We start from the raw sequence: 16,818 nt of genomic DNA, 5'->3' as shown, positions 1-16,818 counted from the left end.
TCATGACACCGGAGAAGAACCTCGAACTTGCCACCTTCGGCGCGGGGTGTTTCTGGGGCGTCGAGGAGGCGTTCCGGCGCGTCCCGGGCGTCGTGGATACCGCGGTGGGATTCATGGGCGGCACCGCCGAGAACCCGACCTACCCCGAGGTCTGCACCGGCAGAACCGGGCACGCCGAGGTCGTGCAGGTGACCTACGACCCGGAGAAGGTCTCGTACCGGATGCTCCTCGACACGTTCTGGGACGCCCACGATCCGACCACCCCGAACCGGCAGGGGCCCGATATCGGGACGCAGTACCGGTCGGTGATCTTTTACCACACCCCCGAGCAGGAAGCGGAGGCCCGGGCGTCGAAGGAGGAGATGGAACGCTCGGAAAGGTTCCGCCGCCCCATCGTCACCGCGATCGAGCCCGCGGGGACGTTCTGGCGGGCCGAGGAGTACCACCAGCAGTACTTCGCGAAGCGCGGGGGCGGGCAGTGCCAGACGGTGTGGTAGGGGATTTCTTCTGACTGCCAGGAGGCCCGGGTTTTAACTCGCAGCGCTACTATGTGGCATTTAACTTCGTAAAGTCCGTACACGGCTTTCCAGTGGCTATCGCCATGACTGCCCCCGCCCCCAGGGGCGGGGGAGGAGGCCGAAGGCCGGGCGGGGTGGGGGTTACAGGTTAGCCTTACGAGGTAGAGACAGGGGAGGGGGGATGCTCCCCCCTCCCCGTCGGCCCCACCCCCAATGGCGATATCCCCACGAAATCCGTGGTTCGTTGCGCGACAGGATCGGAGCACGAAAAGCGTTGAGGCTTCGAGGTGCGCAGCCCCATGTCCACGGTATCGGGCTTACGCTCATGCCACTGTTTAGAAAAATAGGCTCATGGCCGGATGCAGGGCAGGCACCGCTAAATCGGCACCAACCCCCCTTCACTCTTTCTGCGCCGGAACCCCGATCTTGAACCCCACGCCCTCGAACGAGGCGACCATCCGGTCGCCCGAGTAGACCTCGACGGCATAGAGCGACGTCTTCTCCGTCTCAGAGACCTTGCGGGCGACCGCTTCGAGCGTCGCTCCTGCAGGCACGGAGAGGTACTGGATATACGCCGAGAGCCCTATCTGGTCCTCCCCGCTCAGGTTCCCGGCGATACCGAAGGCTTGGTCCGCGAGGGCGAAGATCGCCCCGCCGTGAGTCGTGCCGTGACCGTTCTCCATCCCCGCGGTCGGCATGGAGACCCGGACGCGATCGCCCTCGATCGCCGTCACCCTCATCCCGAGGCGGCGTGCAAATGGGCAGGCGTCGGACCGGCGCACCACATCGGCATAGGCTTCCGGGACGGGGGCAGCCTCCTTCATAGCGCTACTTGTACTCCCGTTGCGAGTAGGTGGCGCCGCCGGCCTCGCCGCCGCGAAGAACGATGTAGAACCATTCCCAGAGCGACTTGAGCGTCCCGAACTGCTGGTAGCGCCGCATCGAGAACCCGACCTTCAGGCGGGGGTCCAGGTAGACCTTCCCGAGTTTGCGCATCCGTTGCGCGATCTCGAGATCGTCCCCGGCATCGATGCAGCGGTACATCCCCGCCCGGACGAACACCTCCCGGTCGAAGGCCGTGTTGCACCCGAGCGTGAAGTAGATCGTCCGGGTGTGGTAGCCCAGGCGCGAGAAGGTGTTTGCACCGAGAAGAGAGAGCCGGTTCCTGAAACTGTCCTCGATCGGGTAGACCGTGCCGTAGAGCTGCACGATATCCCGCTCCGCGAAGTTCCTCCCGATCCGCTCCACCCAGTCCCGGGGGAGGATGCAGTCGGCATCCGTCGTGGCGACGATATCGCCCTTCGCCGCCATCGCTCCGTCGTTCCGGGCTCCGCCCACCCGCTTGCTCGTCTGGATGAAGACCTGATCCGCGAGGGGTTCGGCCAGTTCCCGGGTCCTGTCCTTCGAGTCTCCGTCGACGACGATGATCTCGTAGGTATCCCGCGGCACCGTCTGGTCTGCGAGCGACGCAAGGCAGCGCTCGATGTTCTGCTCTTCGTTGTAAGTCGGCACGACTACGGAGATCATCCCTCGATCAACTCCCGGTATAGTTGTTGATGCCGTGCTGCTATAAGCGTGATGCCGCATCTCCCTGCCACCATAACCGGAGAAGAGGATCGGCCGCCGGGAAGCGCCGCGACGGCCCGATGGGCGCATACACTGCCCCTCAGGGTGAACCCGGCACTACCCGGCCAGTTTCTGGTACAGGTCGATGTGGCGGTTCGCAATCGTCCTGATATCGAACTCCTCCGTGAACGGCCGGGAGAGCGCCGCATGCCGCCCGAGCAGACCCCGGTCCTCGAGCAGCACCCCGGCCTCCTCGATGTCGTCGAAGTACAGGGCGGTATCCCTGAAATTCCCGGTGAACTCAGGGATCCTCCGGGCGACGACCGGCAGGCCGGTCGCGAACGCCTCCAGGGCGACCATCGGGAGCCCCTCTGCGAAGGAGGGGATGAAGAAGAGATCGGCGCTGCAGTAGGCGGCGGTGATGTCGTCGACAAAACCCGTGAAGAGGACGTTCTTCCCGGAACGGCTTTTCTGCTCCTCGATCATGCTGTAGTCCTGGGAGAGCCGCCCGTAGGGGAACCCGCCGACCCAGACGAAACGGGTGTCCGGATGTTTGTGCGAGAGGTCGAGAAAGTCGTAGATGCCTTTCCGCGGCGTCTGCTGGGCGACGGTGAGCACCACCCACTCGTCCTCCCCGATACCGTACTTCTCCCTGAATGCCGCCCGCTTCTCCGGGTTCGGCTGGAACTTCTCCCGGTTCACGCCGTTCGGGATGAGGGTGGTCTCGACGTCCGGGGCGATCTCGTGAACCTCCCGGTCACAGAGGGGCGAGATGGTGATGATATGGTCGAAACTCCCGTAAATATTCGGGTAGAAATGGTTGACCGTCTCGGAGAAGGCGACGTTCCCGGTGTTGAGGCGGGGGGTCGAGTGAGCCGTGAGCACCTTGACGCCGAGACTGTACTTCTTGTTCGTCAGGGCAAGGGGGCCGAAGGTGTGGTAGTGGACGAGATCGAAGTCGCGGCCACGGGCGTTCCAGGCGATCTCCGGGCAGGACTCTTCCCGGGTGAGTGCATTATAGAGCATCTTCGCCAGAGTGGCGCACCCGATGTACTTGAAGAAGAGCATGTCCTCGACGAAGAAGTTGAGTTTCATGGGTATCCCTTCACGAACTCGATCGCGCTCCTGATGCAGCCGTCCATATTGAGGTACTCGAACTGCGAGAACCGCCCGACGAGGTCGATGCCGCGTTCCCGGCAGAACTCGCGGACGATTGCGATGTTCTTCTGGTATTCGATATCGTAGACGACGTACGCGAACTTCTCCCGCGCAACGCCGGTATAGACGACGTCGTCCCGTGAAGGGATGAACCCGGCGGCGACGAGCGACGCCACGGTATGCTCGACGATCTCGGCATCCGACATCCGGGAGACCGCGTCCCCGTCGTTGTAGGTGATCTCGGCGAGGATCGAGGAGTGATCGGGGGGGGCGACCTTGCTGCTGTAGTTCGAGGGGAACGAGATCCGGTTGAAGAGGCCGGTCTTCTCGTCGGGGACATAGAGCCACGAGATGTCGGGAACCTCCCCGGCAAGGCCGATGAAGACCGAGCAGAGCGAGTTGTAGCGGAGGGCGTCGCAGGCCGCCTGCACCTCGGCAGGGACATCAGAGAGGCAGGGGAGCAGGTTCTGGAGCGGGATGGTCGAGATCACCCGGTCCGCATGGACGGTCTTTTGGCCGTCGCTGACGACAAAACCGCCCCCCTCCTCGCGGACGGAGGCGACACGGAACCCTGTCCGGACGGACGGAACGACCGGTTCCGCGATCGCCCCGACAAGCGCCTCGATCCCGCCCGTCACCGGGTAGGAGAAGACCGCCTGGTGGACGTAGCCCTCGGTCTCGATGCCGATGGCCGACTTGATGATATCCTCGACCGGCGGGCGGGGAATGCGCCCCTCCACCCAGTGGTGCGACATCCGGTCGGCCGGGTAGTTCCAGATCTTCTCGTTGTAGGGGAGCATGTAGCACTCGGCGATGCCCCGGCCGAAGGTGTAGGTGATCCACTCGGCAAAGTTCGTCGGCGGTAGAACCTCGCCTTTCTCGACGGCGATGAGGTTCTTGACGAACTCGTTGATGCAAAAGAAGCGGTCTTCGTCAGGGAGTTGATACAGGCCGTTCTCGAAGGGATATTTGACGTAGCGGCCTTTGTAGAGGATCTTCGTGTTCCGCGTCCGCCGGTCGGCGTTCTCGCCGAGAACCGAGAGCATGAAGGAAAGGACTTCCGTATCGCGGGAGAAGATGATGTGCGAGCCCCCGGCATCGAACGTAAACCCCGCTTCCGTCCGCGAGCGGCAGAGTCCCCCGATCCTCTCACCCTGTTCAAGAACGGTCACGTCGTCGCCCCGTTCGTGGAGCAGGCGAGCGAGCGTTATCCCGGTGAGACCGCCACCCAGTACCGCCGTTTTCACGCTTATACTGTTTATGCCGAAACCATATATGGTTGACCATCCGTTTCCCCGAGGACGGCGCATATTGGAGCAAATTGCGGGAGTTCCCGGGCAGGGAACGCAGAGTGCGCTACCGCTCCGCCTTCCTCTCTGCGAGAACCCGGCTCGACTCAATCGCCTTCTTGAGCGGCTGGATCATGTGGGAGGGCATGTTCTTCACCACATCCCGCCGGACGGAGGGGATGGTCATCACAAGAGAGGTCGCCCGGACGCCGATCCTCCGGGCGTAATCACGGGTGGGGAAGTCGTAGAGCCCGTGCTGCCGGTAGTACCGGTCGTCCGCCTTGAAGATCGCCCGCATCCCTCCCCAGATCTCGTCCCGGAAGACCTTGTGGCCGGCGACGGCGGGGAAGGTGACCGGTGCGACGTACCCCCGCTCGGAGAGCCTCACGGAGCGTTCGGCGAGAGCGTGCAGGGCGGCGTCGATCTCGCTCCCCGGCTCGCCGGTAACGATCCCGGCAAGGTTGGCTCCTTCCATCACCGCGAGGCCGGTGAGAACCTCCCGGAGGGTCGCGAGATGGCCGAGCGGCCCATCTACCAGGTACGCGACCTGTTTCCCCTTGAACGCCGGTATATGCCCGTTGAAGAAACTCCGGTCGAAGAACTGCTTCCAGGCGGCCGAGAGGAAACGGTCGCGGACGGTTCCGGCCATGACCAGGATATCCGCCGGGACGACATACTCCTCCCAGAACGCCCGGAAGCCGTCGTCGTAGACGCAGGTGTTGTCGAGGGCGCACCGGCAGCACCCGAGACAGGCGCCTTTCATCCCGGCGTCCCGGATGTGGGCGACCCGGGCCGAACTCCCGTAACACGCCGCGAGCCCGTCGACCATCGCCGCGAGGCCGGAACCGGGTTCTGCATCGTGGAGGATGACCACCCGTTTTCCGCGGGTATCGACCGCGGCCGGCGGGGTCTTTCGGGCGTAGGGGGAGGAAGGAGCGGGCAGCGGCGGAAACGCACGCTGAACCGGGCGCCGTTCTGCTGTTGCTTCCAGGAAGTCGGAGAAGAAGAGGACGAGCTGCTCCTGGAACACCTCGTTCCGGAGATCCTCCATGTGAGCCGAGCAAAAACCGACGTAGCGCATCTCAAGGTCGTCGCAGATCCCGTGCAGGTAGGCGTGGGCGGTGTGGTCGAAGTAGCGGATGGATGTGGTGAGGCAGGCGGCGTACTTGCCGGAAAACGCGTCAGTCGCGTTCCGCTCGCCGACCAGTTCGATGAACCGCTTCAACTGGGCCGGAACCAGCATGACGTAGACCGGGGTTGCCCAGAGCACGCCGTCGGACGCCGTTACCGTGGCGAGCAGCCCCTCCCACGCCTCTTCCTGGCGCTCAATCGACCTGATATCCCGCCCTGCATGCACCACGGAGAAGGTGTGCTCCGGAAATGCCTCCTCGAGGAACCGGACATACTGCAGGGTGACGCTCATCTCGCCCTTGGGGCTCCCGGAAATGACAGCGATCTGCATGATCTTGCCTGCTCATATTTTATATACGGATCTGAAGCAGACGGGCGGATATACCTTATGGGAAGAGGGGGTTACGCGGCGGCCCGTTCTCGTATGGCGCTCGCGGCCCATCCGGCAGCTGCAGCGAGAACGAGCAGCGCGCTGACCGCGATGAACGTGAACTTGATCGGCGAGATCACGGCGGTAATCGCCGCAACCCCGTAGAGCTCCGCCGGGTAGGCGAGGAGCATCGCGATGACCCCGATGTTCTCGCAGTAGTCGGCGATGCCCGCAACGAGCGGGACGAGGTTGAGGCGCATCCAGGGGCTGCCTGCCGGGAGCCACCGGGAGAGGAGCCAGGATATCGCAACCGCATAAAAGAGCGTATATGCCAGCGGGAAGACGAGGTCGAGCGGCACGATCCGCGCCAGGTAGAACGCCCGCCCGGCGTCCCCGAGCGCCGCAAGCATCGCGTACGCCTGCACCGGCGTGTAGGTGAACTCCATGTCGAGGATCCCGGCGCCGCCCGTGATCTCTGCGAGCGCGGAAAGGCCGAACGGCCGGCCGTTGATCAGGACCGCCGAGACGGCGAAGAAGGCGAACGACGCGACGAGCGTTCTTCCCGACGAGATGTTCCGGATGACGGACGAGATTGTATCGGCGATCATGATCTCTACGCGTACCTGACGGCCCCCTCCGGGCAGGTGTCGACGCATTCGCCGCAGAGGATGCACTCGGTGCTCTCCATCTGCCCTTCCCTGACCATGCCGTGGACGTCGAGACCCATCGGGCACGCCTTCGAGCATCTCTCACAGTCGATGCAGCGGCCGGATACGGCCGCGAGCTGCAGGGCGGGCCAGCCGACGGCGTTCCTTATCTTCCGGCCGACGATCATCAGGGTGGCTATCGGGCAGAGGACGCGGCAGAAGCCGCGACGGCCCATGAAGTATGCGGCAGCGAAGATCGCGAGGAAGATGAACCCCGCGATCACCAGGGTCTCGAAGGACGTGATCGAGAGCCCGTTCACCGTGCCGTAGAAGGGATCGACCGCGAGGATACCGCCGGCACCGATGAAGAGGTACGCAATCAGCGCAAGCCAGAGCACCGTGACGCCGTACTTGACCAGGTTGCGCCGGTCGTCCTTGACGGTGCGCTTCATGACGGGCGAACAGATCTCCTGCCACGCCCCCATCGGGCAGAGCCAGCCGCACCAGAGGCGGGAGACGCCGAGCGAGAGAACAGCGAGCGCGGCAAAGAGGAGCAGGCTGCCGGTGGCTATACCTTCGGCCGCCCCCATCAGGATGACGATGGGCGAGATGTAGAAGAGCGTGGCCGGAAGGAGGAGAAACGAGACGATGAGCAGCGCTTTCCTGATCTTCTGGCGCGAGAGTCGCGGATTTTGTGAAAGAGTGGTTTCTGTCACTTCGATCAGGTTCTATTCTGATATTTATTGATGATTATACTTCCCCCGGGCGCTCACCCCGGGTTCCCGGCAACCGTCCCTGCACGGCCGGAGTATCCGGAGCCGGCACGTTTTGCCCCCGCTGCGCCTCCATATCCGCAACCGTGAGATCCGGGTGCCGGTAGCGCCCCCGGCCCTCGGTCCCGAGCATCACGTTGAGCTGGATCGCCTCGGTCGGGCAGAAATGGAGGCAGGCGCAGCAGATCTCGCACTTCCGGCCCCACGCCGGGCGGCCGTCGACGAAGGTGAGGTTGCCCGCCGGGCAGACCTTTGCACAGGTGCCGCAGCCGGTGCAGGCGTCCGATACGGAGAAGACGTCGGCCGCACCGCGGGCGCTCGCCGGGAACTGCCAGTAGGTCAGGGCTCTCACGAGCCTGGAGACGGGCGCAAACCCCGGGGAGACCAGCCGGCCGCTCCCGATCGCCTCCGCGATCCCGGCGAGCCGTATATCTCCCGCAACAAGGACGTTGTCGAGCGCCCTGCCTTCCTGCGGCCGGAAGAGCGGCGGGAAGTTGGCAGGCATCCTGACCGTAAACGCGGCATCGAGCCCACGGCCCTGCCGTTCACGGAGGATCCCGTCCACCTGGTGGAGCGCCGAGACGCCCATGCCGCCCATCGTGACGACCGCGAAGGTGTACTTCGCTCGCGAAAGGTCGAGACGTTCCGCGAACCCGGCGACCATGAGCGGCACCCCGAAGTCGTAGACCGGGCAGACGATCCCGACCCGGTCGGCGTCGGGGGTGATCGCACCCGGGGTATCCGCGAGCGATGCGATCGGGACGAGTTCGGTCTCCCCGAGAGCCCCGGCGATCTTCCCTGCCGCTGCAAGGGAGTTACCGGTCCCGGTGAAGTAGTAGATGACGGTCTTCATGGCCGGCGTTCCAGCTCGACGATCTCGACCGACGGGTTCCGGTAGCGCTGCCTCCCCTCGGTAGCCTTGCCGGCCTGGATGGCCTCAACCGGGCAGAGGTGGATGCACCCGCAGCAGAGTTCGCACCGGTGGTTCCAGACCGGCCGGCCGTCGACCATCTCGATGTTCTCCGCCGGGCAGATGCTCGCACAGATGCCGCAGGATGTGCACCTCTCCGTCACTGTGAACCTGCGGTCTTCCCCGTGGACGCGGGAGCGGAACCGGGGATACATGACGGCCCTGATGAGGCGTGTCAGAGGCGCATGCGGGAGTTTCGGCCTCTCCCCCTTCCCGATCCGGCCTGCGATCGCCGCGAGCTCCGCGTCCGCCACAGCAAGCATCCGGTCCCGCTTCTCTCCCGCGGGCGAGCCGTACATCAGGATGTAGTTGCCCGGCATACTGACCGCAAACCCCGCGTCGAGCCCCCTTCCGGCCTTCTCCCTCAGGATTCCGTCGAGCTGCCGGAGCGCCGCGGAGCCTCCGCCACCGCCGTGCGTGACGATAGCGAAGACGTAGCCTGCCGGGGCGAGGTCGAGACGCTCCGCAAACGAAGCCACCATCGCCGGGAGCCCGGAGAAATAGACCGGGCAGAGGATCCCGACCCGTTCGGCAGCGGGGGTGATCTTACCCGCGGTACTCCGGAACGCCGCTATCGGGACGATCTCCGTATCCCCAAGGGATCCGGCGACCTTCTTTGCAGCGGCAAGGGAGTTGCCCGTGCCGGTAAAATAGTAGATGACGGTCTTCATGGCAACCTCTAACAATCCACCGGTTGTGTCGGCAGTCTAAGTGTTCGCTCATATGGATATGGACTTTGCGAAGAGAGGCGGGCGGACTCTGGTGCAGAGGCGCAAAAAAGAAATGGCGGGAGCGCTCCGCCGTCACTGCCGGCGGGGCGATTCCCGGTCGACAAACAGGGTCTCTCCGGGGCTCGAGGCCGGTGAAGGGAGGGGAGGCGACTGGATGAACCAGCCGGTCCGGGTGCTGTCGAGCACGTCGTCGGAGTTCCGGGTGGTCATGAGGCTGACGACAACCATGGTGAGGATCGAGATCCCGAGCGCGTAGATGCTGAAGTGCATGGGAAGGGGCGCCACGAACTGGTGCCAGTAGCCGAAGACAGCGGACGCAACGAGCCCGACCAGCATGCTCGCGATCGCTCCCTGTCCCGTCGCACCGCGCCAGTAGAGCCCGGCAAGCAGCGGAACCGCGAACGTCGCGAGCATCACCCCGATGCCCATCCAGATCAGCCACGCGAGCATCGGCGGCGGGTTGACGGCGAGCAGGAGCGTCCCGCCGGCCGCGAGGACGATCGCGACCTTCGAGACGAGGAGCACCTCTTTATCGGTCGCCGAGGGACGGAGGATGTTCTTGTAGACGTCCCACGCGAACGACGTGCCGACCGTGAGCATCAGCCGATCGGTCGTCGACATCACCGCCGCGAGGACGATGACCGCGAAGAGCGCCCACAACGCCACGTTCGGCATCGCGTACTCGACGCCCGCGATGAAGGCGAAGTCCTGGGCGTTCACGGCGTCGGGGAGGACGATCCTCCCCTCCTCGACGAGCGACCGCACGGCAAACCCGGTGAACTTGACGAGGAACATCACGACCGCGTAGATGACGAACGCGAGGAGCGGCGCCCACTTGAAGTAGCGTTTCTCCTTGACTGCCAGGACGTTGCTGACGACGTGCGGTGCGCAGGCGAGGCCGACCATCAGGAGGATCCCGAACGAGAAGAGGAACTCCGGCGTCGTGTAGGCATACGCCGCGTAGGCCGGGCTCGGGAACCAGGGCTCGACGAAGTTCGGGTCGATCCCGGCGATGACGGTATTGATGTGGGCCAGACCGCCGGCGCTCATGATGACCGGCGGCGCCATCAGGAGGACGCCGAAGATCAGAATGCCGCCCTGAAAGAGGCCCGTCCACGATACGGCGTAGAGCCCCCCGACGACCGTATAGGCCGTGATGATGACCCCGGAGATGAGGAGCGCCTGCCAGTGCGGGATACCGAAGAGCCAGACAAGCACGATGCTGATCGCGGCATACTGCCCGACGAGGTAGATCAGCGAGACGACGATGCCCGAGACCGCGGCAAGCGCCCGGACCGCCCGCGGGCTCTCGAACCGGTCCGCGAGGTAGTCCTGAACGGTCAGGTAGCCCCGTTCTCTCCCGAGGGTGTGGAGTTTCACCCCGAAGAAGATGATACAGAACGAGGCCGCGAGGGGCACGAAGATCTGCTCCCATATCCCCGGCCAGCCCGACGTGTACCCAAAGCCGCTGACGCCGAGGAGGCTCATCCCGCTACAGATGGAACAGACGATCAGGATCGTAAAGACCCAGAACCCGAGCGATCTGCCCGCGACGATGTAGTCCTCGGTGTTCTTGATCTTCTTTGAGGCCCAACTCCCGATGCCGATGAGCACCACGAAGTAGAGCACGATCACGGCGAGCGTTGCGAGGTCCGCCATTCAAGCGGCCTCCCTGAACCGGAGGCCCCAGAGGGCGAGCAGTACGACGACAATCAGGATCGTACCGCCCACGACGAGTCCCGTATGGAAAGGTAATCCGAAGAACATGCTGTGTTAGTGTGTGGCGTGTTAGCATATAACACGATCGCCGGAGAGGCAGGGAGATCGGCCTGATGGCGTGACGGACGCACTGGACCAAAAATAGTTATTTTGAACTTTTCACGGTCTTCGCCCCACGGAGAAGAGCAATCTTCCCTGTGCGGACGAGTTCCTTGATGCCATACTGGCGCAGGAGTTTCTCCAGCGCGTCGATCTTCTCCGTATCCCCGGTCACCTGGAGGACCAGGGTCTTCGACCCGACGTCCACGACCTGTGCCCGGAAGATGTCCGCGATCTGGAGAATCTCGGCGCGAGACGGTCCGGTCTCGGCGGCGACCTTGATGAGGGCGAGTTCCCGCTCCACGCTCTCCCGTTCCGTCAGGTCCGAGACCTTGATAACGTCGATGAGTTTGTTGGTCTGCTTCATCACCTGCTCGATCACGCCGTCGTCGCCGTTCACCACGATGGTGATCCGGCTCATGTTCGGCTCCTCGCACGGCCCGACGGCCAGGCTCTCGATGTTGAACCCCCGCCGCGAGAACATCCCGGCGACCCGGCTCAGGACGCCGGCCCGGTTCTCGACGAGAACGCTCACCGTGTGCGGTTTCATGGCTGGCGCACCCCGATCATCTCGTTGATGGCAGCACCGGCCGGGACCATGGGGAAGACGTTCTCCTCCCGCTCGACCCGGAAGTCCAGGACGAACGGCCCGTCGGTGGCGAGCGCGGTCTCGAGCGCCTCCCGGACGCCGGCCTTCTCCTCGACCGTGATCCCCTCGATCCTGTAAGCATTCGCGATCTTCACGAAGTCCACCGGCGGCAACTCCGTGTAGGAGTAGCGGCGGTCGTAGAAGAGTTCCTGCCACTGCCGCACCATGCCGAGGTACATGTTGTTCAGGATGACGACCTTGACCGGGATCTGGTACTGCGCCACTGTCCCGAGCTCCTGGATGTTCATCTGGAAACTCCCATCGCCGGCGACGTCGACGACCGGCATATCCGGCCGGGCGTAGTGGGCGCCGATGGCCGCCGGGAACCCGTAGCCCATCGTCCCGAGACCCCCGGAGGTGATCCAGGTCCGGGGTTTCCTGAAGCAGTAGTAGAGCGCGGTCCACATCTGGTTCTGGCCGACCTCGCTCACGACGATCCCCTCGCCTTTCAGGAGATCGGAGAGCTGCTCCACGACGTACTGCGGGCGGAGACGGTCGTCGTCGCGGTAGCGAAGCGGGTACTGCGCCTTCCAGGCACCGGTCCGGGCGACCCAGTTCGCCGTATCGCCGCGCTTCTGCATCCGCCGGAGGAGCGCCTGGAGAACGGCCTTCACGTCGCCCACGATCGGGACGTCGACCTTCTTGTTCTTCCCGATCTCCGCCGGGTCGATATCGATATGGATGACCGCGGCGTTCGGGGCGAACGTCTCGATCTTGCCCGTCACCCGGTCGTCGAACCGGACGCCGACGGCGATCAGGAGGTCGCACTCCGTCACCGCGTAGTTTGCGGACTGGGTGCCGTGCATCCCGAGCATCCCGAGATTGAGGGGGTGGTCGCCGGGGACGGCGCCGAGGCCCATCAGGGTCGTCGTCACCGGGACGGCGGCCGTCTCCACGAACTCCAGGAGTTCGGCCGAGGCCTCCGAGAGAACCACCCCGCCGCCGGCGTAGACGAGCGGGCGCTCTGCCCCCGCGATCAGATCGAGCGCCTTATCGATCTGGCGGACGTGCCCCTGGTAGGTGGGCTGGTAGCCCCGGAGAGAGACCGTCCCGGGGACGGGCGTTCCCTCAAGCACCTGGCCCGTGCTGACGTCTTTGGGGAGATCGATCAGCACCGGGCCGGGCCGACCGGTCCGCGCGATGTAGAACGCCTCCTGGACGACGCGGTCGAGGTCGGCGGCGTCTTTGACCAGGTAGTTGTGCTTCGTCACCGGCATCGTGATCCCGGTGATGTCCGACTCCTGGAAGGCGTCGTTCCCGAGAAGACCGGTCGGCACCTGGCCGGTGAGCGCCACGACCGGGATGGAGTCCATGTAGGCCGTCGCGATCCCCGTGACCAGATTGCACGCGCCGGGGCCGGAGGTGGCAAGGCATACCCCTACGCGGCCGCTCGCGCGCGCGTAGCCGTCGGCCGCGTGCGCCGCCGCCTGCTCATGCCTTACCAGTATGTGCCGGATCGACGAATCGTAGAGTTCATCGTAGATCGGCAACACCACGCCGCCGGGGTAGCCGAATATGGTATCCACCCCTTCACGCTGCAGCGCTTCAATCAGAGTCTTTGCTCCGGTCTTCATGCTCTTCCCTGAGTAATCTGTTCATCCCGGCGATAACTGCTTCGACGCTGGCCATGATGATGTCGGTCCGGGCGCCACGCGAGGTCACGGTCTTTCCGTCCTTGCTGAGCTTCACCGATACGTCGACGAGGGCGTCGGTGCCGCCGGTTATGGCATCCACGCTGTATTCGTCGAGCCTCACGCTCCCGACGTCCGCGACCGACCGCTGGAGCGCGCGGATCGCCGCATCCACCGGCCCGGTCCCGACTGCGGCACCGGTGACCTCGTCGCCATGGACGAGCATCGTCACCGAGGCGGTCGGCATCGCGTTGCTCCCCGAGACGATGGTGAACTGGCGCAGTTCGATGCAGGGCGTAAACTCGATCTCCATGACGGTATCGGTTATCGCCATGATGTCGGCGTCGGTTATCCGCATCCCGGCATCCCCGAGGCGTTTGATCCGGGCAACGATCTCTGCGAGCTGCGCAGCGTTCGGGGCGTAGCCCATATCATGGAGCGCGGCCTCGACCGCCGCCGACCCCGAGTGCTTCCCGAGAACGATGCGGCGCCGTCGCCCCACCCTCTCGGGCTGGAGCGGCTCGTAGGTGCTTGCGTCCCGCATCACCCCGTGGGCGTGGATCCCGCTCTCGTGGGTGAAGGCCATCTCGCCGACGATCGGTTTGTTGGTCGCGAGCGGAACCCCGGTCAGCCGGGCGACGTGGGTCGAGAGGGGATAGAGTTCTTCGGTCCTGATCCCGGTGTCGACCCCGTAGAGCACCTCGAGCGCCATCACCAGTTCTTCGAGGGAGGTGTTCCCCGCCCGCTCCCCGAGGCCGTTGACGGTGACGTGGGCGCAGGTCGCCCCCGCCCGGAGGGCGGCGACGGTGGTTGCAAGCCCGAACCCGAGGTCGTCGTGGCAGTGGATCGAGAGCGGGGCGAAGAGGAGCGGCGGGATGATCGCGGCCGCACGCTCGGGGGTGAGGAGCCCGACGGTGTCGCAGAAGCAGAGACGGTCGGCTCCCCGCTCGACCCCTTCCCGGAAGACCGTCGCGAGGAAATCCTGGTCGGCACGGGACGCGTCTTCTCCCGAGAGTTCAACGATGAGGCCGCGCTCTTTCGCGTACTCGACGGCGCTCCAGGCCATACCGGAGACCTCCTCGCGGGTCTTACGGAGTTTCTTCGCGATGTGGAGGTCACTCACCGGGACGACGAGGTGGACGGAGTCGGCACCGGCATCGGCGGCGAGGTCGATGTCCCCGGGAAGCGCCCGGACGTAGGTGCAGCACTCGGCGGCGAGCCCGGCGTCGGCGATGGCGCGGATCGATTCGCGTTCTCCCGCGGATGCGGCGGCTGATCCTGCTTCAATCACGTGGACGCCGACGTCGGCGAGGTGCGTTGCGATCTCAAGTTTCTCGGCCGGCGTGAGCGAGACACCCGGTGTCTGTTCGCCGTCCCGTAGAGTTGTGTCAAAAAAGCGGATCGATTCAGCAAATAAAACAATCACACATAGTGCAATTCACCGTCAGGAAATTGGCGGCGAGGATATTTAAACGTTGGGCATTCGAGGAACCTGGTGCAGGGCAAAGGTTCTGTGAAAAAAACCCTGAAAGTCATATTCCCGGCTTCATGGCCAACCGGGCAGGAGCCGCAAAGGGGCGAGGTCCATGGGGATCCTGGTGACGGGGTTTGGATCCCTATCTGCCATACACCGTTAACTCTCGCGTTGCCGCGAAGGACGCGAAGATCGGTTGACAGGTTGGGTGACGCCCCTTCGAAGCCTGATGGCTTCTCATGCTCCTGCCCTTCGGCAGTCGCGCTTCGCGTCTTCGCGCGAGATTTCATCGTCATCCCCTACTGGCAGTTCACGCGAAGCCGCGAACCGAAAAAGAAGAGGAGTTTACGCCTGCGCCGGGGCGCTCTCGTAGAGGAGGGCGACGTAGCGGGCGGAGAAGATGATGAACGCCGGCATGAGCAGGAAGACAAGGATCGGCCCGACGAGCGGAATCAGGGCAAGCACAAACTGTGCGATCGTTATCACGATGCCCATGACGAGGAGGGCGATGAAGGAGCGGATCCACCCGACCCTGCCGACGTGGCGGACGAGGGTGCCGACCCTGAAGGCCTCGCGCATCTTCCCCGTCCGGGCGAACCTGACCGCCGCGAACGTCGAGAGGATCCCGATGATGATGGCTGCAAGGATGAAGATGACGAGGATGGCGAGGGCTACGAAGATGGCCATCTCCGGGCTGATGAGCGGTTCGGGACCGGATCCTGCCGGGGTTACCGTCGCTGAGACCGGGATGAAGTACATCAGGAAGGGAAGGACCGTGAGGATCATGAGCGGGATCGCGTAGACGATCGTGATGACGATCAGTTTGATGCCGTCGACAAAAAGCCCGATCCAGCCTTCGAGTTCCGGGGCGGGCTTCATGCCGCTCATGACCCGCACCGTGTAGCCGTACATGAACGGGAATATGATCGTGCTGACGAGCAGGAGGAGCCAGCGGACCCACCTGCCCCAGATAGCGTCCTTCGCATAATCGAAGGACTCGCTGATTAATCGGACGACACCCATGTGTATCACCGCATGTTCGGATAAGCATTACCCGGATCAGGGATAAACACGCTGCTTTTATCCGGGGAGAACCCCGTGCGCTCCGGAGATTCTGTCGACGGGGCAAAGACGGTATCGTCGACCGGGTGCAAACAGGTGCGGGACCGGAGAAAAAGGGAGGGGTTGGTTGAGCGATTACGCGGAGGCAGGGGCTTCCTCGTAGACCTGCGCGAGGTAGCGGGCGTAGAAGATGGCGAACGCCGCGTTGAGGAAGAGTGCAATGAGCCATCCGAGGAGGGGTATCGCACCGAGAATGCCGACCACGAAGCCGTAGACCAGCGCGATGACGAGGAGGATGATGACCGCGATGATCCAGGTTCCCCAGCCAAGCGCACCGATCTGCGCAAAGATGGCTTTGAAGTTGAACGCCTCACCGACGCTGTCGGTGTGGGCGAACCGCAGAACGGCGAACAGGGCGATGAACGCCATGACGATCGCGACGAGGAAGGCGAGGAAGGCTCCTGCCATTGCACCGAGGATCGCGGCGCCGGCCGCAGCCGGGTCGGTCGTTGCCATTCCTGCAATGATGCTGAGGCCGCCGAGGACGAGGAAGATCAGGATCGCCGGGATCATGTAGACCAGCCCGATGATGTTCATCTTCCATCCGTCGACGAAGAGCTTGCCCCACCCGTCGATCTCGGGGGCCGGTGTGTTGCCGGCGAGCACCCGCACGACGTAGCCCGAAAGCAGCGGGATCAGGGAGACCGTGAAGGTCTGCACGAGCGCCATGACGGCCAGGATGACCCACTGCATCCACTTTCCGACCAGGGCCTCCTTGGTATACTCAAACGAGTTGGAGATCACATTACCGTAGTCCATAGGTGTACCACCTTTGTTAAATTTGAGAATTTTTTATATAAAGGTATTGGTCTAAATTCAAACAGTACTGTATCCCTTTCCAGAAAAGGGATAATTTGACCCGTAAAAATCGTCTAATTCCGGCACAGAACAGTTCGACAGGGACCGGAGCGGCGCGGCATATATAAAGCCGGGTTTCAGGAACGGCCATGATGTATGCCGTGCCCGGGGCT

The 16,818-nt window shown here is 63.9% G+C and carries 16 protein-coding genes; 1 reads left to right on the top strand and 15 read right to left on the bottom strand.

Annotated elements, in window-relative coordinates; all coding sequences use genetic code 11:
• The first annotated feature begins 2 nt into the window (after window positions 1–2).
• Window positions 3–497 (top strand): peptide-methionine (S)-S-oxide reductase MsrA, encoded by a 495-nt coding sequence (msrA, locus tag MchiMG62_RS06235; protein ID WP_221058433.1) that lies wholly within the window; start codon window positions 3–5, stop codon window positions 495–497.
• A 419-nt stretch (window positions 498–916) separates the two neighbouring features.
• Here msrA and MchiMG62_RS06230 read toward each other — a convergent pair whose 3' ends face one another.
• From MchiMG62_RS06230 to MchiMG62_RS06160, 15 genes are all read right to left on the bottom strand, one after another.
• Window positions 917–1,342, bottom strand: coding sequence for a PaaI family thioesterase (locus tag MchiMG62_RS06230; protein ID WP_221058432.1), 426 nt, complete (start codon window positions 1,340–1,342; stop codon window positions 917–919).
• A 4-nt stretch (window positions 1,343–1,346) separates the two neighbouring features.
• Window positions 1,347–2,045, bottom strand: a complete 699-nt coding sequence (locus tag MchiMG62_RS06225; protein ID WP_221058430.1) for a glycosyltransferase family 2 protein — start codon at window positions 2,043–2,045, stop codon at window positions 1,347–1,349.
• 156 nt (window positions 2,046–2,201) lie between these two features.
• Complete coding sequence (locus MchiMG62_RS06220) at window positions 2,202–3,179, bottom strand: glycosyltransferase family 4 protein (protein WP_221058429.1); 978 nt, start codon at window positions 3,177–3,179, stop codon at window positions 2,202–2,204.
• Window positions 3,176–4,489: a protoporphyrinogen/coproporphyrinogen oxidase gene (locus MchiMG62_RS06215; RefSeq protein ID WP_244987825.1), complete on the bottom strand. Its 1,314-nt coding sequence runs from the start codon at window positions 4,487–4,489 to the stop codon at window positions 3,176–3,178. The genes MchiMG62_RS06220 and MchiMG62_RS06215 overlap by 4 nt, the downstream gene beginning before the upstream one ends.
• Window positions 4,490–4,598: 109 nt before the next feature.
• The gene (locus MchiMG62_RS06210) at window positions 4,599–5,993 is read right to left on the bottom strand and encodes an NAD(P)H-dependent oxidoreductase (RefSeq protein WP_221058424.1); all 1,395 of its coding nucleotides are present in this window, start codon (window positions 5,991–5,993) and stop codon (window positions 4,599–4,601) included.
• A gap of 71 nt (window positions 5,994–6,064) precedes the next feature.
• Complete coding sequence (locus MchiMG62_RS06205; RefSeq protein WP_221058423.1) at window positions 6,065–6,640, bottom strand: hypothetical protein; 576 nt, start codon at window positions 6,638–6,640, stop codon at window positions 6,065–6,067.
• A 5-nt stretch (window positions 6,641–6,645) separates the two neighbouring features.
• Complete coding sequence (locus tag MchiMG62_RS06200) at window positions 6,646–7,395, bottom strand: 4Fe-4S binding protein (RefSeq protein ID WP_221058421.1); 750 nt, start codon at window positions 7,393–7,395, stop codon at window positions 6,646–6,648.
• A 34-nt stretch (window positions 7,396–7,429) separates the two neighbouring features.
• On the bottom strand, window positions 7,430–8,305 hold the full coding sequence (locus MchiMG62_RS06195) for an EFR1 family ferrodoxin (protein ID WP_221058420.1): 876 nt from the start codon (window positions 8,303–8,305) through the stop codon (window positions 7,430–7,432).
• Window positions 8,302–9,093, bottom strand: a complete 792-nt coding sequence (locus tag MchiMG62_RS06190) for an EFR1 family ferrodoxin (protein ID WP_221058419.1) — start codon at window positions 9,091–9,093, stop codon at window positions 8,302–8,304. Before MchiMG62_RS06190 ends, MchiMG62_RS06195 begins: the two co-directional genes overlap by 4 nt.
• Window positions 9,094–9,225: 132 nt before the next feature.
• Window positions 9,226–10,812, bottom strand: a complete 1,587-nt coding sequence (locus tag MchiMG62_RS06185) for a sodium:solute symporter family protein (RefSeq protein ID WP_221058416.1) — start codon at window positions 10,810–10,812, stop codon at window positions 9,226–9,228.
• Window positions 10,813–11,017: 205 nt separating this feature from the next.
• A complete protein-coding gene (gene ilvN, locus MchiMG62_RS06180; RefSeq protein WP_221058414.1) occupies window positions 11,018–11,521 on the bottom strand; it encodes an acetolactate synthase small subunit in 504 nt (167 codons plus the stop codon).
• Window positions 11,518–13,194, bottom strand: a complete 1,677-nt coding sequence (gene ilvB, locus MchiMG62_RS06175; RefSeq protein WP_221058412.1) for a biosynthetic-type acetolactate synthase large subunit — start codon at window positions 13,192–13,194, stop codon at window positions 11,518–11,520. The genes ilvN and ilvB overlap by 4 nt, the downstream gene beginning before the upstream one ends.
• Window positions 13,166–14,677, bottom strand: coding sequence for a 2-isopropylmalate synthase (locus MchiMG62_RS06170; RefSeq protein WP_221058410.1), 1,512 nt, complete (start codon window positions 14,675–14,677; stop codon window positions 13,166–13,168). Before MchiMG62_RS06170 ends, ilvB begins: the two co-directional genes overlap by 29 nt.
• 393 nt (window positions 14,678–15,070) lie before the next feature.
• Window positions 15,071–15,748, bottom strand: coding sequence for a DUF4013 domain-containing protein (locus MchiMG62_RS06165; RefSeq protein ID WP_221058409.1), 678 nt, complete (start codon window positions 15,746–15,748; stop codon window positions 15,071–15,073).
• A gap of 174 nt (window positions 15,749–15,922) precedes the next feature.
• Window positions 15,923–16,606: a DUF4013 domain-containing protein gene (locus tag MchiMG62_RS06160; RefSeq protein WP_221058407.1), complete on the bottom strand. Its 684-nt coding sequence runs from the start codon at window positions 16,604–16,606 to the stop codon at window positions 15,923–15,925.
• Window positions 16,607–16,818: the final 212 nt, after the last annotated feature.

Origin of the sequence: Methanoculleus chikugoensis, from assembly GCF_019669965.1 — an archaeon.
GTDB classification, from domain to species: domain Archaea; phylum Halobacteriota; class Methanomicrobia; order Methanomicrobiales; family Methanoculleaceae; genus Methanoculleus; species Methanoculleus chikugoensis.
This window is presented reverse-complemented; position numbering and strand designations above follow the sequence as displayed.